Annotated in this window: 14 protein-coding genes, 1 tRNA gene and 1 pseudogene; 6 read left to right on the forward strand and 10 right to left on the reverse strand. The window is 67.0% G+C overall.

Annotated elements, in window-relative coordinates; all coding sequences use genetic code 11:
* Window positions 1–40: 40 nt before the first annotated feature.
* From xylB to LKD76_RS23615, 7 genes are all read right to left on the reverse strand, one after another.
* A complete protein-coding gene (xylB, locus tag LKD76_RS23585; RefSeq protein ID WP_227983591.1) occupies window positions 41–1,435 on the reverse strand; it encodes a xylulokinase in 1,395 nt (464 codons plus the stop codon).
* Complete coding sequence (locus tag LKD76_RS23590; protein ID WP_227983592.1) at window positions 1,436–2,416, reverse strand: zinc-dependent alcohol dehydrogenase family protein; 981 nt, start codon at window positions 2,414–2,416, stop codon at window positions 1,436–1,438.
* The gene (locus LKD76_RS23595) at window positions 2,417–3,424 is read right to left on the reverse strand and encodes a glycoside hydrolase family 172 protein (protein ID WP_227983593.1); all 1,008 of its coding nucleotides are present in this window, start codon (window positions 3,422–3,424) and stop codon (window positions 2,417–2,419) included.
* Entirely contained in the window at window positions 3,417–4,895 is a 1,479-nt protein-coding gene (locus LKD76_RS23600; protein WP_255661988.1) for an FGGY-family carbohydrate kinase, read from the reverse strand. The genes LKD76_RS23595 and LKD76_RS23600 overlap by 8 nt, the downstream gene beginning before the upstream one ends.
* 2 nt (window positions 4,896–4,897) lie before the next feature.
* Window positions 4,898–6,310: an L-fucose/L-arabinose isomerase family protein gene (locus tag LKD76_RS23605; protein WP_227983595.1), complete on the reverse strand. Its 1,413-nt coding sequence runs from the start codon at window positions 6,308–6,310 to the stop codon at window positions 4,898–4,900.
* Between the two features lie 122 nt (window positions 6,311–6,432).
* A complete protein-coding gene (locus LKD76_RS23610; RefSeq protein WP_227983596.1) occupies window positions 6,433–7,359 on the reverse strand; it encodes a family 43 glycosylhydrolase in 927 nt (308 codons plus the stop codon).
* 264 nt (window positions 7,360–7,623) lie between these two features.
* Window positions 7,624–8,226: a helix-turn-helix domain-containing protein gene (locus LKD76_RS23615; RefSeq protein WP_227983597.1), complete on the reverse strand. Its 603-nt coding sequence runs from the start codon at window positions 8,224–8,226 to the stop codon at window positions 7,624–7,626.
* Window positions 8,227–8,338: 112 nt separating this feature from the next.
* Between LKD76_RS23615 and LKD76_RS23620 the strand changes: the two genes are divergently transcribed.
* Both LKD76_RS23620 and LKD76_RS23625 read left to right on the forward strand, forming a co-directional pair.
* Window positions 8,339–9,160, forward strand: a complete 822-nt coding sequence (locus tag LKD76_RS23620) for an MBL fold metallo-hydrolase (RefSeq protein ID WP_227983598.1) — start codon at window positions 8,339–8,341, stop codon at window positions 9,158–9,160.
* 451 nt (window positions 9,161–9,611) lie between these two features.
* Window positions 9,612–11,096, forward strand: a complete 1,485-nt coding sequence (locus tag LKD76_RS23625) for an alpha/beta fold hydrolase (RefSeq protein WP_227983599.1) — start codon at window positions 9,612–9,614, stop codon at window positions 11,094–11,096.
* 235 nt (window positions 11,097–11,331) lie between these two features.
* Here the strand turns inward: LKD76_RS23625 and LKD76_RS23630 are convergent.
* Window positions 11,332–11,404: transfer RNA gene (locus LKD76_RS23630), tRNA-Ala, on the reverse strand.
* 150 nt (window positions 11,405–11,554) lie between these two features.
* Here LKD76_RS23630 and LKD76_RS23635 point away from each other — a divergent pair.
* A complete protein-coding gene (locus LKD76_RS23635; RefSeq protein ID WP_227983600.1) occupies window positions 11,555–13,027 on the forward strand; it encodes a DUF222 domain-containing protein in 1,473 nt (490 codons plus the stop codon).
* Window positions 13,028–13,081: 54 nt separating this feature from the next.
* The gene (locus LKD76_RS23640) at window positions 13,082–13,315 is read left to right on the forward strand and encodes a hypothetical protein (RefSeq protein ID WP_227983601.1); all 234 of its coding nucleotides are present in this window, start codon (window positions 13,082–13,084) and stop codon (window positions 13,313–13,315) included.
* A 108-nt stretch (window positions 13,316–13,423) separates the two neighbouring features.
* Here the strand turns inward: LKD76_RS23640 and LKD76_RS23645 are convergent, their stop codons facing one another.
* The gene (locus tag LKD76_RS23645; protein ID WP_227983602.1) at window positions 13,424–14,125 is read right to left on the reverse strand and encodes a DsbA family protein; all 702 of its coding nucleotides are present in this window, start codon (window positions 14,123–14,125) and stop codon (window positions 13,424–13,426) included.
* Window positions 14,126–14,236: 111 nt separating this feature from the next.
* Window positions 14,237–14,821: a TetR/AcrR family transcriptional regulator gene (locus LKD76_RS23650; RefSeq protein ID WP_227983603.1), complete on the reverse strand. Its 585-nt coding sequence runs from the start codon at window positions 14,819–14,821 to the stop codon at window positions 14,237–14,239.
* Between the two features lie 103 nt (window positions 14,822–14,924).
* Here LKD76_RS23650 and LKD76_RS23655 point away from each other — a divergent pair, with 103 nt between their 5' ends.
* Complete coding sequence (locus LKD76_RS23655) at window positions 14,925–15,752, forward strand: SDR family oxidoreductase (RefSeq protein ID WP_227983604.1); 828 nt, start codon at window positions 14,925–14,927, stop codon at window positions 15,750–15,752.
* Window positions 15,753–15,832: 80 nt separating this feature from the next.
* Window positions 15,833–16,857 (forward strand): annotated as a pseudogene (locus LKD76_RS23660) (NAD(P)H-dependent amine dehydrogenase family protein).
* Window positions 16,858–16,874: the final 17 nt, after the last annotated feature.

The raw sequence follows: 16,874 nt of genomic DNA on the forward strand, positions 1-16,874 counted from the left end.
CCGCCCCTCGAATCCGGGCTCGGTGATCGGCGCTACGGAGTCAGCTGCCGTACAGGATTTCTCGCGCCCGTCCAAAGGCGCTGCGGATCTCCGTGCCCACGGCACGGTCGCCGGGCGCTGGAATCCCGACGGTCGAGGCTGCCGGCCACTGCGGTGGTTCGGCACCGCCTCGCAAAGTCCACGCGGCCTGCCGCGCCGCGCCCAGCGCGACGTACTCCTCCGGCTCCGGCACCGTCACCATCGCACCGAAGATCTGGGCGGCCGTCTCGGCGACGAACGCCGAACGCGAAGCGCCGCCGATCAACAGCACTCGCCGGGGGGTCGCGCCGGCCGCACGGAGCCGGTCGAGAGCGTCGGCCATGTTGCACAGCATCCCTTCGACCGCGGCGCGAGCCAGGTGGGCGGGTCGCATTGTCGCCACACGCAATCCGTGGAGGCTGCCGGTCGCGTGCGGCAGGTTCGGGGTGCGCTCACCGGACAGATACGGCAGCAGCACGAGACCGTCCGCGCCCGGCGGCGCCTGCCGGGCCAGTGCATCGAGTTCGTCGATGCCGATTCCCAGGAGGGTGGCCATCGCCTCGAGCACCCGGGCGGCGTTGAGCGTGCACACCAACGGCAGGAATCGGCCGGTCGCGTCGGCGAATCCGTTGACGAACGGATCGGTATCAAGCCGCGCGGTGCGTGCGAATGCCGTGCCGCTGGTGCCCAGCGAGATCACCACGTCGCCGTCACCGATTCCGAGTCCGAACGCCGCCGCCGCATTGTCCCCCGCGCCGGCAGCTATGACCGCGCCCGATGCGGTGCGTCCGGCACTCTCCAACGGTTCCAGCACCGTCGGAAGCTCCGGAGTCCGGCCGCGGAAAGCACTGGCCAACAGGTCTTCTCGATACCGGCCCGCGACCGGGGACCAGTACCCGGTGCCCGAGGCGTCGCTCCGATCGGTCGTCGGCGCAGCATCACCACCACCGCGCAACCGCCAGGTGAGATAGTCGTGCGGCAGCATCACCCGGGTCACCCGGTCCGCGAGCTCGGGCTCGTGGTCGGCCATCCAGCGCAGCTTCGCGACAGTGAAGGCGGCGACCGGTACGCTGCCGACCGCGTCCAGCCACGCTTGCGGGCCGCCCAGTTCCGCGACGAGGTCGTCGGCTGCCTCGGCGGAACGGACGTCGTTCCACAGCAGAGCATCTCGTACCGGTCGGTGCGAGCGATCGAGTGCCACCAAGCCGTGCTGCTGGCCGGCGATCGACACCGCATCGACGTTGTCGAGCAACCCCTCCCCTGCCTGCTGCAACGCGGTCCACCACGCCTCGGGCGCGACCTCGGTGCCGTCGGGGTGCGGTGCGTGTCCGCGTGCCAGGACCTCACCGGTGTCGGCGTCGCACACCACGACCTTGCAGGATTGGGTGGAGCTGTCGACTCCGGCGACGGTGGCCATCTATCCGCGCGGCGCGATCTGGATCTTGCGGCCGATGCCGTCGCGGAACGCTTGCAGCGCTTCGGAGAACTGGTCGAGTCCGAAGGTGTGGGTGACCATGGTGTCCGCGTCGATCGCGCCCTTGCGTACCAGGTCGACGGCGCGGCCGAAGCTGTGCACCACCGCCATCGATCCCACGATGGTGATCTCGTCGTTGTAGACGCGGAAGGGTGAGATGGCGGCCGTCGCGTCGCCGGGTGCGACGCCGAACTGCTGGTAGGTACCGCCGCGGCGGACGCGAGGGAGGCCGTCTTCGATCGCCGGGATCGCGCCGGTGCAGTCGATCACGACTTCCCATCCGTGTGGGCGGTCGAACTCGTCGGCGTTGGTGGCGACCGCGTCCGCGCCGAGTGTGCGGGCTACCTGCAACCGGTCGGTGTTGAGGTCGACCACCGAGACCGAGGCCGCGCCCGCGGCGACCGCGAGTTGCAGCATCATCAGGCCCATTGTTCCGGCTCCGTAGATCAGGTAGTGCGAGCCCAATATTCTTGGCAGGCCGTCGAATCCGTGCACGGCGCATGACAGTGGTTCCACCAGTGCGCCGTGCGAGGCGGGCAGATAGTCGGGTATCGAGAAGCAGTTCGCCTCCGGGACCGCCACGTATTCGGCCATGGCGCCGTTCACCGTGTCGCCGATCGCGCCCCAGCGGTCGCAGAGGTTGCCGCGGCCGATGCGGCAGTAGTGGCAGGCGCCGCAGAACAGCGACGGGTCCACGGCCACCTTCTCGCCGGACCTCGGGCCGTCGACGATCTGGCCGCAGAATTCGTGGCCGGGCACGATCGGGTACGGCGTGGGCGGGAATTCGCCTTCGACGATGTGGATGTCGGTGCCGCAGATGCCTACCGCGGCTACCTCGACGACCACTTCGCCGGGGCCGGGCGTCGGGTCGGGAATCGTCTGCACCGAGTATTCGCCGGGTTTCTCGATCACCAACGCGCGCATCTACCTTCCCCTTTCCTGGTACCACCATGCGGTGGTGGCGATATCGGCGTCGGCCAACGGCAGATACCGTCCGCCGTCCTGCCAGCCCAGCGCTTGCAGCGTCACACGTAGCTCCCGGTGGAAGCGGATGGGGTCGCGCACGTGCCAGCGGTACATGCCGAATCGTTGTTGTGGCGTGTAGATCTCGTCGTGCGGAAGTACTTGGTGCAGGCCGAGGTAGGGGCTGGAATAGTCGCGGTAGGCGCCGTCGAGGTCGAAGTTCCAGGCGCCGCCGAAGTAGTCCTCGGTGCCGGTGCCGCAGATCGTCGGGAACTCGTCGTCTCCGTCGAGATGGAACTTGACCTCGCCCTCGCCCCACCATCCCGGCGCTTTCGGTGCGATCGCCAGATAGGTGCCGACGTAGCGGCCGCGACCCCGGACATCATCGATGATGGTGTGCACGGCCGGTGTGCCCAGCGGATTGCTCTGTCGCCGTCGACAATGCAGGTAGCCGGCGTCCTCCCCTACCTCGGTCTCGTCGTAGGTGAGCTGGTAGTAGACCGGCACCGATTGTTCGGTCGGGTTGCGCAGGGTGACGCGGGCGCGTTCTCGAAACGGCATGGGCCAGTAACTGTTCAGTCCACCAGCGGGTGCGACCACCACCATTTCCGAACTCACCAGCGCGAGTTCGTCCCAGCCGTTACAGAAGAAGTCGCCCAGCGGCACCTCGATCGACGGCTGCGAGTCGTCGTCCCAGGTGAAGTTCAGTATCAACCGGCGCAGCACCGTGCGGTCCGTGGTCAGCCAGAAGTGCCGGATCACTCCCGGTCCGGACACGTCGGCCAGTGTCGCGGTGGATCCGGCGGCCAGGTCGATCGACGGGGACACCTTCCAGCCCACACCGAGGTCACGAGCCGCGCCCGCGCCGGTCCCGGTCTCCGCCCGTCCGCCCGCGCCCGCCGCGCCCGTCGGGTTTTCCGGGCTGATCGAACGGGTGCGCGCGTTGTCGAGACGCCAGAGCTCAGCCATGGTTCGCCGCCCGATGTTGTTCCGCTGCGAGGAAATGCGCGATCCTCGCGGTCGATTCGTAGAGTTCGCGGTAGCGCGGGTAGTACTGGTCGTAGATCGCCCGCCGTTCGGCGTCCGGCTCGATGATCGAGGTCACCGGATTCCAGCCGGAGGTGTCGACGCCCGCGGCCTCGGCGGCGAGTAGGGCGTCGCCGAGGCAGGCTCCGACGGTCTCCGCCGGGAGTTCCTGCGGCAGACCGGTCACATCGGACACGATCTGGGTCCACAGGCCGCCTTTGGTGCCACCGCCGACCGCGATCAGGCGTCGCGCGCGACCACCGGCGTCGGACATCGCCTCCAGGTTGTGCCGCACTCCGTATCCGGTTGCCTCCAGCGCGGCGCGATACAGCTCACCGCGGCCGTGGCTGGTGGTGAGACCGGCGACGATGCCGCGCGCGTCGGGATCGAACAAGGGTGTTCGTTCACCGGCGAAATACGGCAGCATCAACAGGCCCCGGCTGCCTGCCGGGACCGTGCCCGCCTCCGCGATCAGGTCGCCGAATTCTCCGCCGACCAGGCGGCGCAGCCAATCGGTGACCGCGCCCGAGGTGGCCATTCCCGCTGCCAGCGAATAGGTTTCCGGCCACGCGCCGCAGGTGCCCCACAGGCCGGGATGCGGACGCGGTTGGGTGAGGATCTGGACCAGGAACATGGTGGTGCCGTACATGACCATCGCATCGCCGGGAGCGCGCACGCCGACGCTGGCGGCTTCGGCCCACGCGTCGACGGTGCCGGTCGTAACGGGCAGCCCTTCCGGAAGGCCGGTTGCGGCAGCGCCTTCCGCGTTCACCCGGCCCACTACCTCGGTGGGCCACGCGAGTTCGGGCAACGGCACACCCGGTGCGCAGTGCTCGGCCCAATCGGCCCATTCGCGCTTGCGCAGGTCGTACATGGGCACGCACTGGCTAGCCGACTGATGGTCGAGTACGTAGCGCCCGGTCAACCGGTACACGAGAAAGGAACTCGCCATCAGCAGCATGCGGGTGCGCGCGTACACGTCGGGCTCGTGCCGCGCCAGCCACCGCAGCTTCGGCCCGACAGCCTGACTGGTCTGCGGCGACCCGGCCCGCTCGAGCACCGCCGTCTCGCCCAATTCATCTGCCAGTTCGGCGATTTCGACGGTCGCCCGGGTGTCGACGCCGTACAGGATGGCCGGGCGCAGCGGGTTTCCCTGTGCGTCGGCGGGCAGCAGACACGGGCCGATACCGCTGATCCCGAGCCCCTCCAGCCGGGCTCCGGTCGCGGCATCGACCAGTTCGCGGGCGATGGCGACGAAGTCCGCCCACCACACGGACTCCGCGTCGTGCTCGACCCAGCCCGGTCGCGGCATCGACACCTCGTGCGGACGCTCCGCACGCGCGAAGACCTTGCCGTCGGCGTCGGTCAGCACGCCCTTGGAACCGGAAGTGCCGATGTCGATTCCGATGAACATGGTCACCGAGTGAATTCGTCCAGGGTGACACCCAGCAGATCGCACGCGGCCCGCACGGTGCCGCGATGGTCACCGGGCACGGCGTGGATGTGGTTGGCGCCGAACCGCGACAGGAAATCCTCGGCACGGGCGTCCAGCCGCGCGAACGCGTGCGGCCATTCCCGGGTCGACTGGCGCATCAACTCGTCGTTGGTGGCCTCGTCGTAGGTTTCGAAGTCGCCGAGCATCAACTGCATTCGGTAGTTTCCGTCGTCGCGGGTCAGCCGGGCCAGTGTCATCTGCCCCGGTGCCGCGAGATGATGGACCGACGCCCCGCCGGCGGGAAAGAAGAACACCTCGGGGAACAGATGCACCCGGGACAGGTTCTCCGCCGGATCGTCGCTGCGGGCGGCGAACCAGGTGGCGTGCTGGCCGGAGTTGCACAGATCCCAGATGTCGCGGTCGGCGTGGTAGTGGCGGACGTCGGCGAACAACACCGGTGTCCCCGAGATCTGTTTGAGCAGTTGCATGGTCAGCGCGCCGTCCATGTCCGCCTCGGTCGCGCACACATGGGTCGGCTTCGGGCCGTTCCAGTCGTACGGGTCGTTGAGGAACGCCTCGGTGACGTCCATCGTGGCGAAGTACTGGGTGAGTTCGGGCTGCCCCTTGATACCGGAGAAGTCGATGTTCCATTCGTCGATCAACTCGCGCACCGCGAGGTAGGAGCGGATCTGGCGCTCCAGCAACTCCGGAGTGAGTTTGTCGCCGTCGTAGTGCACGCCCGCGGTGGTCTCCTCCAGCCATACCCGGGCCTTCGATACCTCAGCGGCGTCGGCCAGTTCGGCGCGGCGCACGATCTCCCACTGGTCGATCTCCTCGACGTCGACGCCGAAAATGCGTTGCCACTGATCGGTATTCGCGACGGCGGTGTTCATCCCCATCGGCCGGCCGCCGAACCGGCCGAACGTCGAGCCACGCAAGCGCGACACCGCCGACGCCGCCACCGCCCGCACACCGATCTTCTCGATCAGGTCCGGATCGGCCGGGTCGCCCCACAGCCGGGTGTGGGTGCGGCCGATCTGATCCAGCGCTCCCCCGGCCGCCAGCATCCCGACCATTCCGGGCTGCACCGGGTCGATGTTCGACAACAGCAGCAACGCTCCCGGCGTGGCTCCCTGGACGAGCATCGTGAAGTGCGGGAACGCCCACACCGCGTAGTGCAGCACCGTGAGATCGACTCCGGCCGCGGCGACTTCGCGGGCCACCGAGACGGCGAGAGTGTTGGTACTGACCGGTGCGGAGCCGCGCACCACCTCGTGTCCGGCGGAAGCAAGTTCGGCGACGAGCCGGTCTTCGTTGGTACGGATGAACTCGGCTATGCCGTCGTGCACATAGTCGCGTCCGTCGGAAATGCTGATTACACCGATACGTGCCACGCCGGATCCCTCCAAGAGACGAACGGTCGGACTTGCTGTACCCGATGGCGGTGTCCGCACGGTGCTCCGTGGTAACGCAGGCTGCCGCCTCCGGGCCGCGCTCGCACCACTAGAGATATCACTCAGGGCACGGTTTCCGGTGGAGTTCTCCCGATCTCGAGGGCTGCCAGCGAGACTCCGCCCTGCCCCCAGCCACAGCTGGTGATCCACAGGTCGCCGGCGGCGATCACCTCGGCGGCATGCGCGGCGATGTGGCCGACCCGGTCGTCGATCCGGAAATGGTAGGGGTTGTCGCTGCGGAACACGTCGGTGCCGACGTAATCGGGCCGCGGACCGATGAACAGATACCAGGAACCGTTGTGGCACAACACGAACGGGGATTCGGTATTGCCGGCCTCGGTGCCCGAGGTGGGGTCGGTGAACGCGATCCGCCGCTCGCCCCAGGTGCGCAGATCGGTGCTCGTGCGATACGCGACCACGTAGTTGCCGCCAGTCGGTGAACTCGTTGCGGCGTAGTACATCACCCAGCGGTCGTCGATCCACGCGACCATGGGATCGCGGGCGTCGTACCCGTCGCGAAACACCGGTCCGTTCGGCTCGCGGATCCACTCGAACAGGTCGTCGGAGGTGGCCACGCAGATCGCCGCCTGGGTGCGGTCATCGCCGCCGCCCGCGTAGAACAAGTGGTAGCGCCCGTCGGCCCGGATCACGTACGGCGCCCACAGATGCGTCTCGCCGTAGTCGCGGTCGACCACGAGCGCCGAAGGGTGTTTGGTCCACGGGCCGTGCAGGTCGTCGGCGCTGGCGTGCGCGAATTCGATCTCGTCGAACGGGTCCGCCGGTTCGGCATGGGTTATGCCGAACAGGTGCCAGCGGCCCGACTCGTCGCGAATGACGGTGTGGTCGTTGATGTACCACGGCTGCGGCTCGCCGACGCTCGGGTCGTAGACCGTGTGGAAGCGCCCGGCCCGGACGCTCACCTCGCGGCCTTCCGATCGATCACGGCCGGTGAGGGGCGCTTCTCGAAACTCGATCTCGGGCTCGGTCATCTGGCACCGCTCTCCTCGTAGTCGCGTTCGCCGTAGTCTGTGGCGATCTGCCGGGACGGAAACCAGCGATGCCGTGCGCCGGGCGGGAGTCGTCACGCGCTCCCCACAGCCGACAGAAATGTAACCACACACACCCCCGGCATCAGCGGCGATTCCGCGCGGGTAGCGACGAACCGCGGAATCGCCGACACAGCCCCGGGGCGATCGCGGGAAATCGTGGAGGCGCTGCGAATACGACGGTTCGGGGCCGCCGGCTACGGCCGATCAGGTTCTGCGCGAGATGACCATGATGTATTCGCAGGGGGCATTCGTTCGGTTGGCGAAGCCGTGGTCCGCGTCGGCCTGGAAGAACACGGAATCGCCCGGGTGCAGGGTTTCGCTGATCCCGCCGATCGCGACGGTGAGGGTGCCGTCGAGCACGACCAGTTGTTTCTCGGTGCCCGGCGGATACGCGGGCAGCAGGCCGGTGGAGACCTGTGCGGGCAGGTAGTGGACGATCATCTCGCCCCCTCCCGCGCCCGGGGCCGCGGACACCATGTGCCGTTCGAAGCCGGTTTCCGGGTCGCGGAAAACCGGGCGATCGCTCTTGCGCAGGACGACGGCCACGCCGGATGTGGCAGCGGCCGGACCGCCGATCAGGTCCGACAGTGACGCGTCGAGCGCGTGGGCGATCCTGGACGCGACGCCGATCGTCGGGCTCTTCTCACCGCGTTCGACCTTGGACAGCATCGCCCGGCTGACCGACGACTGGGTGGACAGCTGCTCGAGTGTCAGGCCCGCCTCCTCGCGGCGTCGCCGCACGTTGGCGCCGAAGGCGCCGGCCAGCTCGTCACCGTGCTGTGGTTCGTGTGCGTGTTGCTCGACCACCGTGCTCCTCGATCGATGGGTATCTCGCCGCCCACAGTGTATGTTTCTTCTATAGAAGACAGTCATCTCCTATTGAAGATGTACAAAGGTGTCCCGAGGCGAAGGAAGTTCCATGCGTTTGATCTCGAGTGGCCGGCACCATGCCACGTTCGAATTCGGCGATGTGCAGGTGATCTCGTTGCGAGACGGGTACATCGACATGCCGCCGACACGGCTCCGCGACGAGCACGGGTGCACGCTCGACGAGTTGCCGTCCACCGTGCCGCTGGTCGACGGCAACGTGCGGCTGTCGGTCAACGCCTTCTTCGTCACCGACGGCACCCGGTCGGTTCTCATCGACACCGGCGCGTCCAACGTCTGGCACGACCCCACCATGGGGTTGATCTATGCAGCGCTCGACGAGGCGGGAATCGACCGCGCGCATATCACCGATGTCGCCATCACCCACCAGCACGAAGACCACGTGAGCGGCCTGATCGCGCCGGACGGGTCCGAGGCGTTCGCCGAACTCGAGCGCGTGTGGATCGGCGCGGGCGACGCCTCGGTGTTCACGGGGCGGCTCGAGCCGATCCGCGACCGGGTCGTCCTCGTACCGGAGGCGGTCGCGATCAACGACTGGATCACCGCGATCCCGACACCGGGCCACACACCCGGTCACACCGTCTTCGACATCAGCAGCGGCACCGGCCACCTGCTGGTCTGGGGTGACACCGTGCACGTTCCGGCACTCCAATTCGATCAGCCGAACGTGTCCTGGGAGCTCGATGGCAACCAGGCACAGGCCCGCGCCGCGCGAGCCACTCTCCTCGAACGACTGACCCGTCCACACCATTTCGTGGCCGGCGCCCACCTCGATTCACCCGGCATCGCCCGCGTCACCTCCTCCGGCGACGGTTACGGGCTGGAATATCTCGCACCGCCGATCGGCGGCTGAAGCCCGTCGGTTCCGGGCGACCGCGGGGCCGAGGACAGCAAGCCCGTCCTGAACACGCCCGGCCCGATCGATACTGAATCACATTGCGGCCGAGTCGGTTTCGTCGATCGGTCGGTCCCGCTGTGCGGCTGCCGGTACATCGATGAGGGTGCCGGAGCCGTCTGCGGAAGTGTGACACCGACCTTCATATCGCGACCCTCTCGGACACACCCGGGCCCGGTCACGCGTTCCCCGATTCGACAAATGACGGCGGTGGCGGCCTCACGGTTGGACCGCGTGCTGGACAGACTCGACAGGCGCCGAAGTGCTCGACTCACCCTGAGCGGGTGTGGGTTACCACGACCGAGCCCCGGTATCGGCTACGGTTCACGTCGCACCAACCTGCGTGATCCCTCATATCCAGAGGCGAGGTCTGTTGTCGGTGAACCTGTTCTGGCGTTCGATGGCTGTAATGGCGCTGTCCCTGCTGATGGCCGTGCCGGTGTACAGCCGGGCGGACCCGGTGGACGACACGCACCCGATCGGGTTGGACCGGTTCTATGACCAGCGGCTCGAGTGGAAGCCTTGCGGCGTCGAGAATGTCGACAAGGCCGGTGGCGAGTGCGCGGATGTACTCGTGCCGCTCGACTACGGGAATCCCGACGATCGCACGATGACCGTGGCGATTTCGCGGGTGAAAGCCGGCGATCCGGCGCGGCGGCGGGGAATTCTGTTGTCCAATCCAGGCGGTCCCGGTTCGGAGGGTCTGGACAGTCTGGATCTGCTCGGTGATGTGCTGTCGCCGGAGGTCTTGGCGAGTTACGACCTGATCGGCATGGATCCGCGCGGGGTCGGCGAGTCCGGCCGGAGTCCGCGGTGCGGGTGGCCGGTAGGCGAGATGATTCGGTCGGCGGGTCTGGATCCGCTGGGATTCGCGCACGACACCGTTCAGTCCGCGGGGATGGCCGCGACCTGCCTGATTCGCGATCCGAACAAGCTGAGGCAGTTCACCACTCGCAACACCGCGCGTGACATGGACATTGTGCGAGGCGTCCTGGGCGAGGAGAAGGTCAACTTCTACGGCGTGTCCTACGGCACCTATCTCGGGGCCGTGTTCACGCAGATGTTCCCCGAGAGGAGTGACCGCGTCGTGCTCGACAGTGCGATCGACCCGGACCGGTATTGGGAGGGCTTGGTTCAGGATTGGGGTGCGCCGGACGAGATCGCGCTGGACGACTGGGCCGGCTGGGTTTCCGGTCGGGATGACGAGTTCCGGCTCGGTGCGACTCCGCAGCAGGTGCGAGCGAAGATCGAGGAGCTCGTTCGTATCGCCGCACGTCAACCGATTGTCATCGATGGGTTCGCCATCGACGATCACTGGCTTCCGTTCATCCTGCACGGATTGCTGATGAACTTCCGGCTGAACGAAGCGATGGCCGCCACTGTGCGGGAGATCGCCGATGCCGCGGGCGGTCCGCCCACTACATCGCGAACACCCCGGCTTCGTGCCATCGTGGAGGGGCTGCGCGACAATGAGAACTCGGTGCTTGCGGAGATCGCCTGCGGCGATGTCGGGGCACCGATCGATCCGACCTGGTACTGGCGCAACATCGAAGAGACGCGTGCCACGCAGCCGGTTTTCGGCGCGCTGGCGAACGACATCCAGCCGTGCGCCTTCTGGCCTCGCCCGGTCGAGCCACCGACTGTCGTCCGGAATTCTGTGCCAGCGCTCATCCTGCAGGCGACGGGAGATCCCCGCACCCCCTATGTCCACGGCGTCCGATTGCATCAGGACATGTCCGAGTCGCGGATGGTGACGCTGCGGGATGTCCGTATCCACATGACATTTCGGCCCGAACTCAGCGGCTGCGTAAACCATACGATCAACACGTACTTCAGCGTAGGAACCATGCCGGATACCGACATCACCTGCTACGCGGATCAATCCACGCCCTAGCTGTAGTTCTTGGGGAGGTTGTGAACGGCGTGCCAGCCACGAATAGGTGAAGGCCTCCGGTATCGGTGTGGACGAGCACCACCGAGAAGCGCATGCGACAGCCGCGTACGTATCCGCCGAGAAGCGCTCATGAACCGCACAGACGACAACACCCACGCTGTGAGGTTTCCGTCGGGCCGGGCCAAACAAAACAGGCCAGGACCGACACTATCTCGATCCTGACCTGCATTCTGAGTGGAGCTAAGGGGACTCGAACCCCTGACCCCCACACTGCCAGTGTGGTGCGCTACCAGCTGCGCCATAGCCCCAGGTTTCGCACTCGGAGGTGTTCCCCGCGTGCTTGAAAGAAGTTACACCACCTCGACTCGGCGTACCAAATCGCCTGCATAAAGGGCTGGTGGAACACGCGTTCGAACGATAGACTCGAACACATGTTCGACGGCGGAGAGCTTCAGACTATGAGTGACGGGGAGCTGGTCGACGCGCTGCGGCGGGCACACGGGGCGGCGGCATTCGCACAGGCGGCAGAGGTGCGCGCGGTGCGGGAGTTGTATCGGCGGCACCGAGCCGGCAATGCCGCACCCGGGCCCGGTGGGGTGCGCGCCGGGGAGTTCGCGGCCGCGGAGGTCTCGATGGCGGTACAGATCTCCGAGCAGCTCGCGGCTGCGCTGATCGATATCGGGCTGGCGCTGGACGGACTGCCGCGGACGCGGGAGGCGTTCGGGTCGGGCCGGCTGGATCTGACCCGGGTCCAAGTGATCGTCGACAACGCCCGGGGGCTGTCGCGCGATCTGCTCGCCGATCTGGAAGGTCCGCTGGTCGAGGCCGCGGTGCGCACCACTCCCGCTCGGCTGCGGCAGACGGCCCGGCGCTGGTTGAGCCGGTTGGACGGTCCCGGCGAGCAACGCCGGCGTGAGCAGCGGGAGGACTGCCGGGATATCCGACTGACGGCGGTACAAGACGGCGCGGCGGTCGTCGCTGGCCTACTGCCCGCCGACGGCGCTCAGACCGTGGCGATGCGGCTGCGGGAGATGGCACACGGAGTCTGCGCCGACGACCCGCGAACCATGCCGCAGCGCCGGGCCGACGCACTCGTCGCGCTCGCCGATGGGACGGACCGGCTCCACTGCGCCTGTGGTCGCGGAAACCGCTGCACCGCAACAGATCCGGATTCGAGTTCGCTCGACGCCTCTCGACCGGCCGCCCGGCGGCCGCTCATCCAGATCGGTGCCACGTCGCGCACATTGAGCGGTGCCACGGAGGAACCCGGCTATCTGATGGGATACGGGCCTATCGACGCGGAGCTGGTACGGCGGATCGCCGAGCGGGCCGATATCGTCGCGGCGGCCGACCGCGGCGCGCGACCGTCCGAGCAGACATCCGGTGACACCCCAGCCGAACGTCGCTCCGGCGCCCAGGGTTCCGCCGGAACCCACCGTCGGTCGTCGCACGCCGCCGCACTCGCGTCGATCGGTTTGCTGGATCGGACGTGCCGGTTTCCGGGCTGCACAATGCCCGGCACCGCTTCGGGGAGCGAGATGAGCGGTACGGCCGATCGAGGGCCCGCGTCCGAATCCGCTGCCGTGCGGCGCCTCGCACTGTGCCCGCACCACCGATTACTGGCATCGCTCACCGCACAACGGAAGACGCGCTGGCAGCTGCGGTGGCTGGATGCCGGTCACGTGCAATGGACCAGCCCGACGGGCGATATCCACACCACCACCGACGAGGATGCGAAATATCTATTTCCACAGCGGGATACCGAGATGCCGGTCATCGATCCGACACCGGGACCGACCTCCGTTGTGACAGTGCCGGTTTCCGCCCTCGATGCGGGGTATCCGATCGGCGGCCACGCCCTGGTCCATCGCCGGCTCGCGGAAGGCACGCCCGAGGACTGCACCGTGATCGGTGAAAGTTACCGCTACTGAAAGCTATTCGATCGGCACCAGCACAACGAGTGATCGGAGGACACCGCGAACACCATGACTTGTCAGGATCGTCCACCCGCCCCGACCGTGATCGATGCCGGCGTGGAACGACAACGGATCGCCGCCCTGGAGCAGCTGCGCCTGCGGCTCGAATCCGAACTCGACCGGACAGCCGCCGGCAGTGGATACGCCGCTATGGCCGGGCAGCTACGCGACACCGTGAACGCGATCGCGGATGCCCGCAATCGCATCTACGAAGTCCTGCTCGGCGACGACGAGACCTGCTGAGCGCTGGCCATATACAGCTCCGGCCCGGGCGGTTGGGGATACCGCCCGGGCCGGAACACCAACTGAGACAGCGGATGGGGCCACCTCGTCACCCAGCAGCAATTCCGCTCATCCAGCGACCGTGGTGACCCAATCCGAGTTCTCCACATCGACATTCTTGCCGCCATCGAGCACAGTGGGCGTCTGCACCTGGCCGACAGCATCCTTCAGCGCAGTGAGCGAGGCCTGCGCATGGTTGCGTGCCGAATCCACTCGGTCACCCCGCGAGATACATTGCTGTACCTCCGCCGAGGCCCCGGCATCCTTGGCGATCGAGGCCAGTTCCTCATTGGTCAGATTGCCGCCGTCCTCACTGGGCTGCTTGGTGGTGAACAACGCCATGTGGAACTTCGAGAACACCGGGCCGTCACCGGCATCGGCCACACATTCACTCGCCGCGACCGCCCGCGTCGAATAGTCCTTACTGCTCGACTTGGGATCCAGGAAGTTCACGAACCGGTAGCGGACGGCGAATTTTCCCGCATCGATCTGCTTGGCGATCTGCTGTCCGTAATAGTGCTCGAGTGAGCCGCAGGACGGGCACATCGGATCCTCGAAGATATCGATCGTCTTCGGCGCGGACGTCTTGCCGAGCACGATCGCGCCGTCGGAATCCAAGAGGGCCTGCACCGCCGGATCGTGCGCCGCGCCGTACCCGTCTTCCTGCACGGTCAGGCCATGGTCGCTGTTCCAGCGCACGACGAGCACCACGATCACCGCGACGACCACCAGCGCCACCGCGCCCAGCGCGTAAGTGGTGCGATTGGACATCGGCCGCGGTGTGTATTTCGATCCGGAGGAATTCACGGCGTCCACTCTGCCAAAACGCGGCCGTCACCGGAATCCGGCAGCCACATTCCGCGGCCACCGGTGGCACCGCCGTCAGCGATCCTCCTCGGCGGGCACTCCCACCAGGCCGTACAGCACCAGTTCCTCCAGGGACCGGGCGAAACCGTCCACATCGTCGATATCGCGGATGCACATGGCGAACAAAGCCGCGCCGGCGATCACGTCGAGCACCGTATCCGAATCGACCTCGCCACGGGTGGCGCCGGAATCCAAGTACTCGGCCAGTTCCCGGCGAGTGGGCGCATCCAGGCGGGCGGACAGTTTCTGGTACAGACCGGAATCGGCCCGCATCTCGGTCATCAGTCCGGGCATCGCCTCGCGGGCCGCTCGTGCGCCGAACAATTGAATCGTCCCGCGTATCACCTTGCGGATCTCCGCGACCAGATCTCCGGCCCGCTCGTCACTGCCGACATCGGGAAACACCGCCCGGGCGATCAGATGCGCCTTCGAGGGCCAGCGCCGGTAGATGGACGGACGGCTCACCCCGGCGCGGGTGGCGATCGCATCGATCGAGGCGGCCGCGTAACCGCGTTCCGTGAGCAGACTCCGAGCCGCCTCCAGCACCGCCCGATCCACCTCCGGATCGCGATGCGGCCCGAGTCGATGACGAGCGTTCACGAAACAACCGTCCTTGTCAGCACGAGCATCAGTCGTTACAGTCTGTCACATCTGAGTCGTTACACAGTGTAACTGCTGATGCTGTTGATTCCGAGGAGATGTCGTGTCCACTACCGACCAGCCACTCGCCGCCACCGATACCTATCGGCCACTCCCCCTGCTCGAGGGCAAGGTGGTCGTGCTGTCGGGGGTGGGCCCGGGGCTGGGCCGGGCGTTGGGCACCGAGGCCGCCCGGATGGGTGCCGACCTGGTGCTGGTGAGCCGTACCGAGCGGCGACTGGAGAAGATGGCCGACGTGGTCCGGTCCTACGGCCGCAAAGCGTTGGTAGCGCCGACCGACATCACCGACGAGCAGCAGCGCGCCGCACTGGTGCAGCGGGCCCTCGACGAATTCGGCCGGGTCGACTGCCTGATCAACAATGCCTTCGCCATTCCGCCGATGGAACCCATCACCGGTATCGACCTGGAGGCGCTGCGGACCGCCAACGAGACGAACGTCTACGCACCGCTGCGACTTTCGACGCTGTTCGCCGATGCGCTCGCGGCCTCGCGCGGATCGATCATCATGCTCAACTCCTGCGTGAGTTTCGACTCCGAACCGATCTACTCCGGTTACAAACTGTCGAAAGGCACACTCGCGCACCTGGCTTCGTCACTGGCCACCGAGCTCGGCCCGCGCGGCATCCGGGTCAACAGCGTGGCGCCCTCCTACATCTACGAGGACGTCAACAAGGCGTATTTCGATTGGCTGGCCTCCCAGGACGGGGTCACCCATGAGGAGATCTATCGCCGCAAAGCCGAGCCCACCGATCTCAAGCGCCTGGCATCACCCGAGGAGGTGGCGCGCGCCGCCCTGTTCCTGGCCACCGACCTCGCCTCCGCGGTGACCGGGCAGATCCTCACCGTCGACTGTGGCGAGTACCACAACTGATATCACCACGGCTGCAAGGAGTTCCGGTGTCCAACGAGAAGAAGCGAATCGTACTGTGGGGCACCGGCGTAGTCGGCTCCATGGTCCTCGCCGAGATCATCCGCCACCCTCGATTCGAGCTGGTGGGCGTCGGCGTCAGCAATCCGGAGAAGGTGGCCGCGACGCCGGGCAGTTGTGCGGTGCGAGCGAAACCGGCATCCGGGCAACGGATTCGGTGGACGAACTGATCGCCCTGCGGCCGGATGCGGTGGTCCATTACGGCCCGACGGCGCAGTTCGCCGACGAGAACATCCGGGTGATCGGGTCGTTCCTGCGCGCCGGTATCGATGTGTGTTCCACGGCGATGACACCGTGGGTGTGGCCGAATATGACTCAGACGCCGGACAACTGGCGGGATCCGGTCACCGCGGCCTGCGCCGAAGGAGGCGCCTCCTGCTTCACCACCGGGATCGATCCGGGCTTCGCCAACGACCTGTTCCCGATGACACTGCTGGGGCTGTGTGGTGAGGTGGAATCGGTGCGCGCCTCGGAACTGCTCGACTATGCCGACTACGAGGGCGATTACGAGGTCGAGATGGGGATCGGCCGGCCGCCGGAATACCAGGCCATGCTCGAGATTCCCGATCTGCTGGTCATGGCATGGGGCGCGACGGTGCCGATGATCGCGACCGCCGTGGGAATCGAACTGGAGGCGATCACCACGACGTGGGAGAAGTGGGTGACGCCGGTCGATCGCCGGTCCGCGAAGGGCATCATCCCGGCCGGTAACGTCGCCGCGATCCGCTTCACCATCAACGGCGTCTACGACGGCCGTGAGGTCATCACGCTCGAACATGTGAACCGGATCGGCACGGATGCGGCGCCGGACTGGCCGTCGGGCACCAAGGACGATGTCTATCGGGTGGATATCGTCGGATCTCCGTCGATCTCGCAGGAGACCTCGTTCCGGTTCACCGACGGCTCCGGCCGGACCCCGGCGGTGGCCGGCTGCCTGGCGACCGGGATGCGAGCACTCAACGCGGTACCCGCGGTCAACGAGCTCGCGCCCGGTTGGGTTACGCCGCTGGACCTTCCGTTGATCCCCGGCGCGGGCACGATCCGCTGAACCCGCGCCGGAATCGG

Source organism: Nocardia spumae (assembly GCF_020733635.1).
Classification (GTDB): Bacteria; Actinomycetota; Actinomycetes; order Mycobacteriales; family Mycobacteriaceae; genus Nocardia; species Nocardia spumae.

Bases quoted from the DNA above. Each gene is read 5' to 3' on its own strand.
- xylB (WP_227983591.1), bottom strand. From the start codon at position 1,435: ATGGCCACCGTCGCCGGAGTCGACAGCTCCACCCAATCCTGCAAGGTC.
- LKD76_RS23590 (WP_227983592.1), bottom strand. From the start codon at position 2,416: ATGCGCGCGTTGGTGATCGAGAAACCCGGCGAATACTCGGTGCAGACG.
- LKD76_RS23595 (WP_227983593.1), bottom strand. From the start codon at position 3,424: ATGGCTGAGCTCTGGCGTCTCGACAACGCGCGCACCCGTTCGATCAGC.
- LKD76_RS23600 (WP_255661988.1), bottom strand. From the start codon at position 4,895: ATGTTCATCGGAATCGACATCGGCACTTCCGGTTCCAAGGGCGTGCTG.
- LKD76_RS23610 (WP_227983596.1), bottom strand. From the start codon at position 7,359: ATGACCGAGCCCGAGATCGAGTTTCGAGAAGCGCCCCTCACCGGCCGT.
- LKD76_RS23620 (WP_227983598.1), top strand. From the start codon at position 8,339: ATGCGTTTGATCTCGAGTGGCCGGCACCATGCCACGTTCGAATTCGGC.
- LKD76_RS23625 (WP_227983599.1), top strand. From the start codon at position 9,612: ATGGCGCTGTCCCTGCTGATGGCCGTGCCGGTGTACAGCCGGGCGGAC.
- LKD76_RS23635 (WP_227983600.1), top strand. From the start codon at position 11,555: ATGAGTGACGGGGAGCTGGTCGACGCGCTGCGGCGGGCACACGGGGCG.
- LKD76_RS23640 (WP_227983601.1), top strand. From the start codon at position 13,082: ATGACTTGTCAGGATCGTCCACCCGCCCCGACCGTGATCGATGCCGGC.
- LKD76_RS23645 (WP_227983602.1), bottom strand. From the start codon at position 14,125: ATGTCCAATCGCACCACTTACGCGCTGGGCGCGGTGGCGCTGGTGGTC.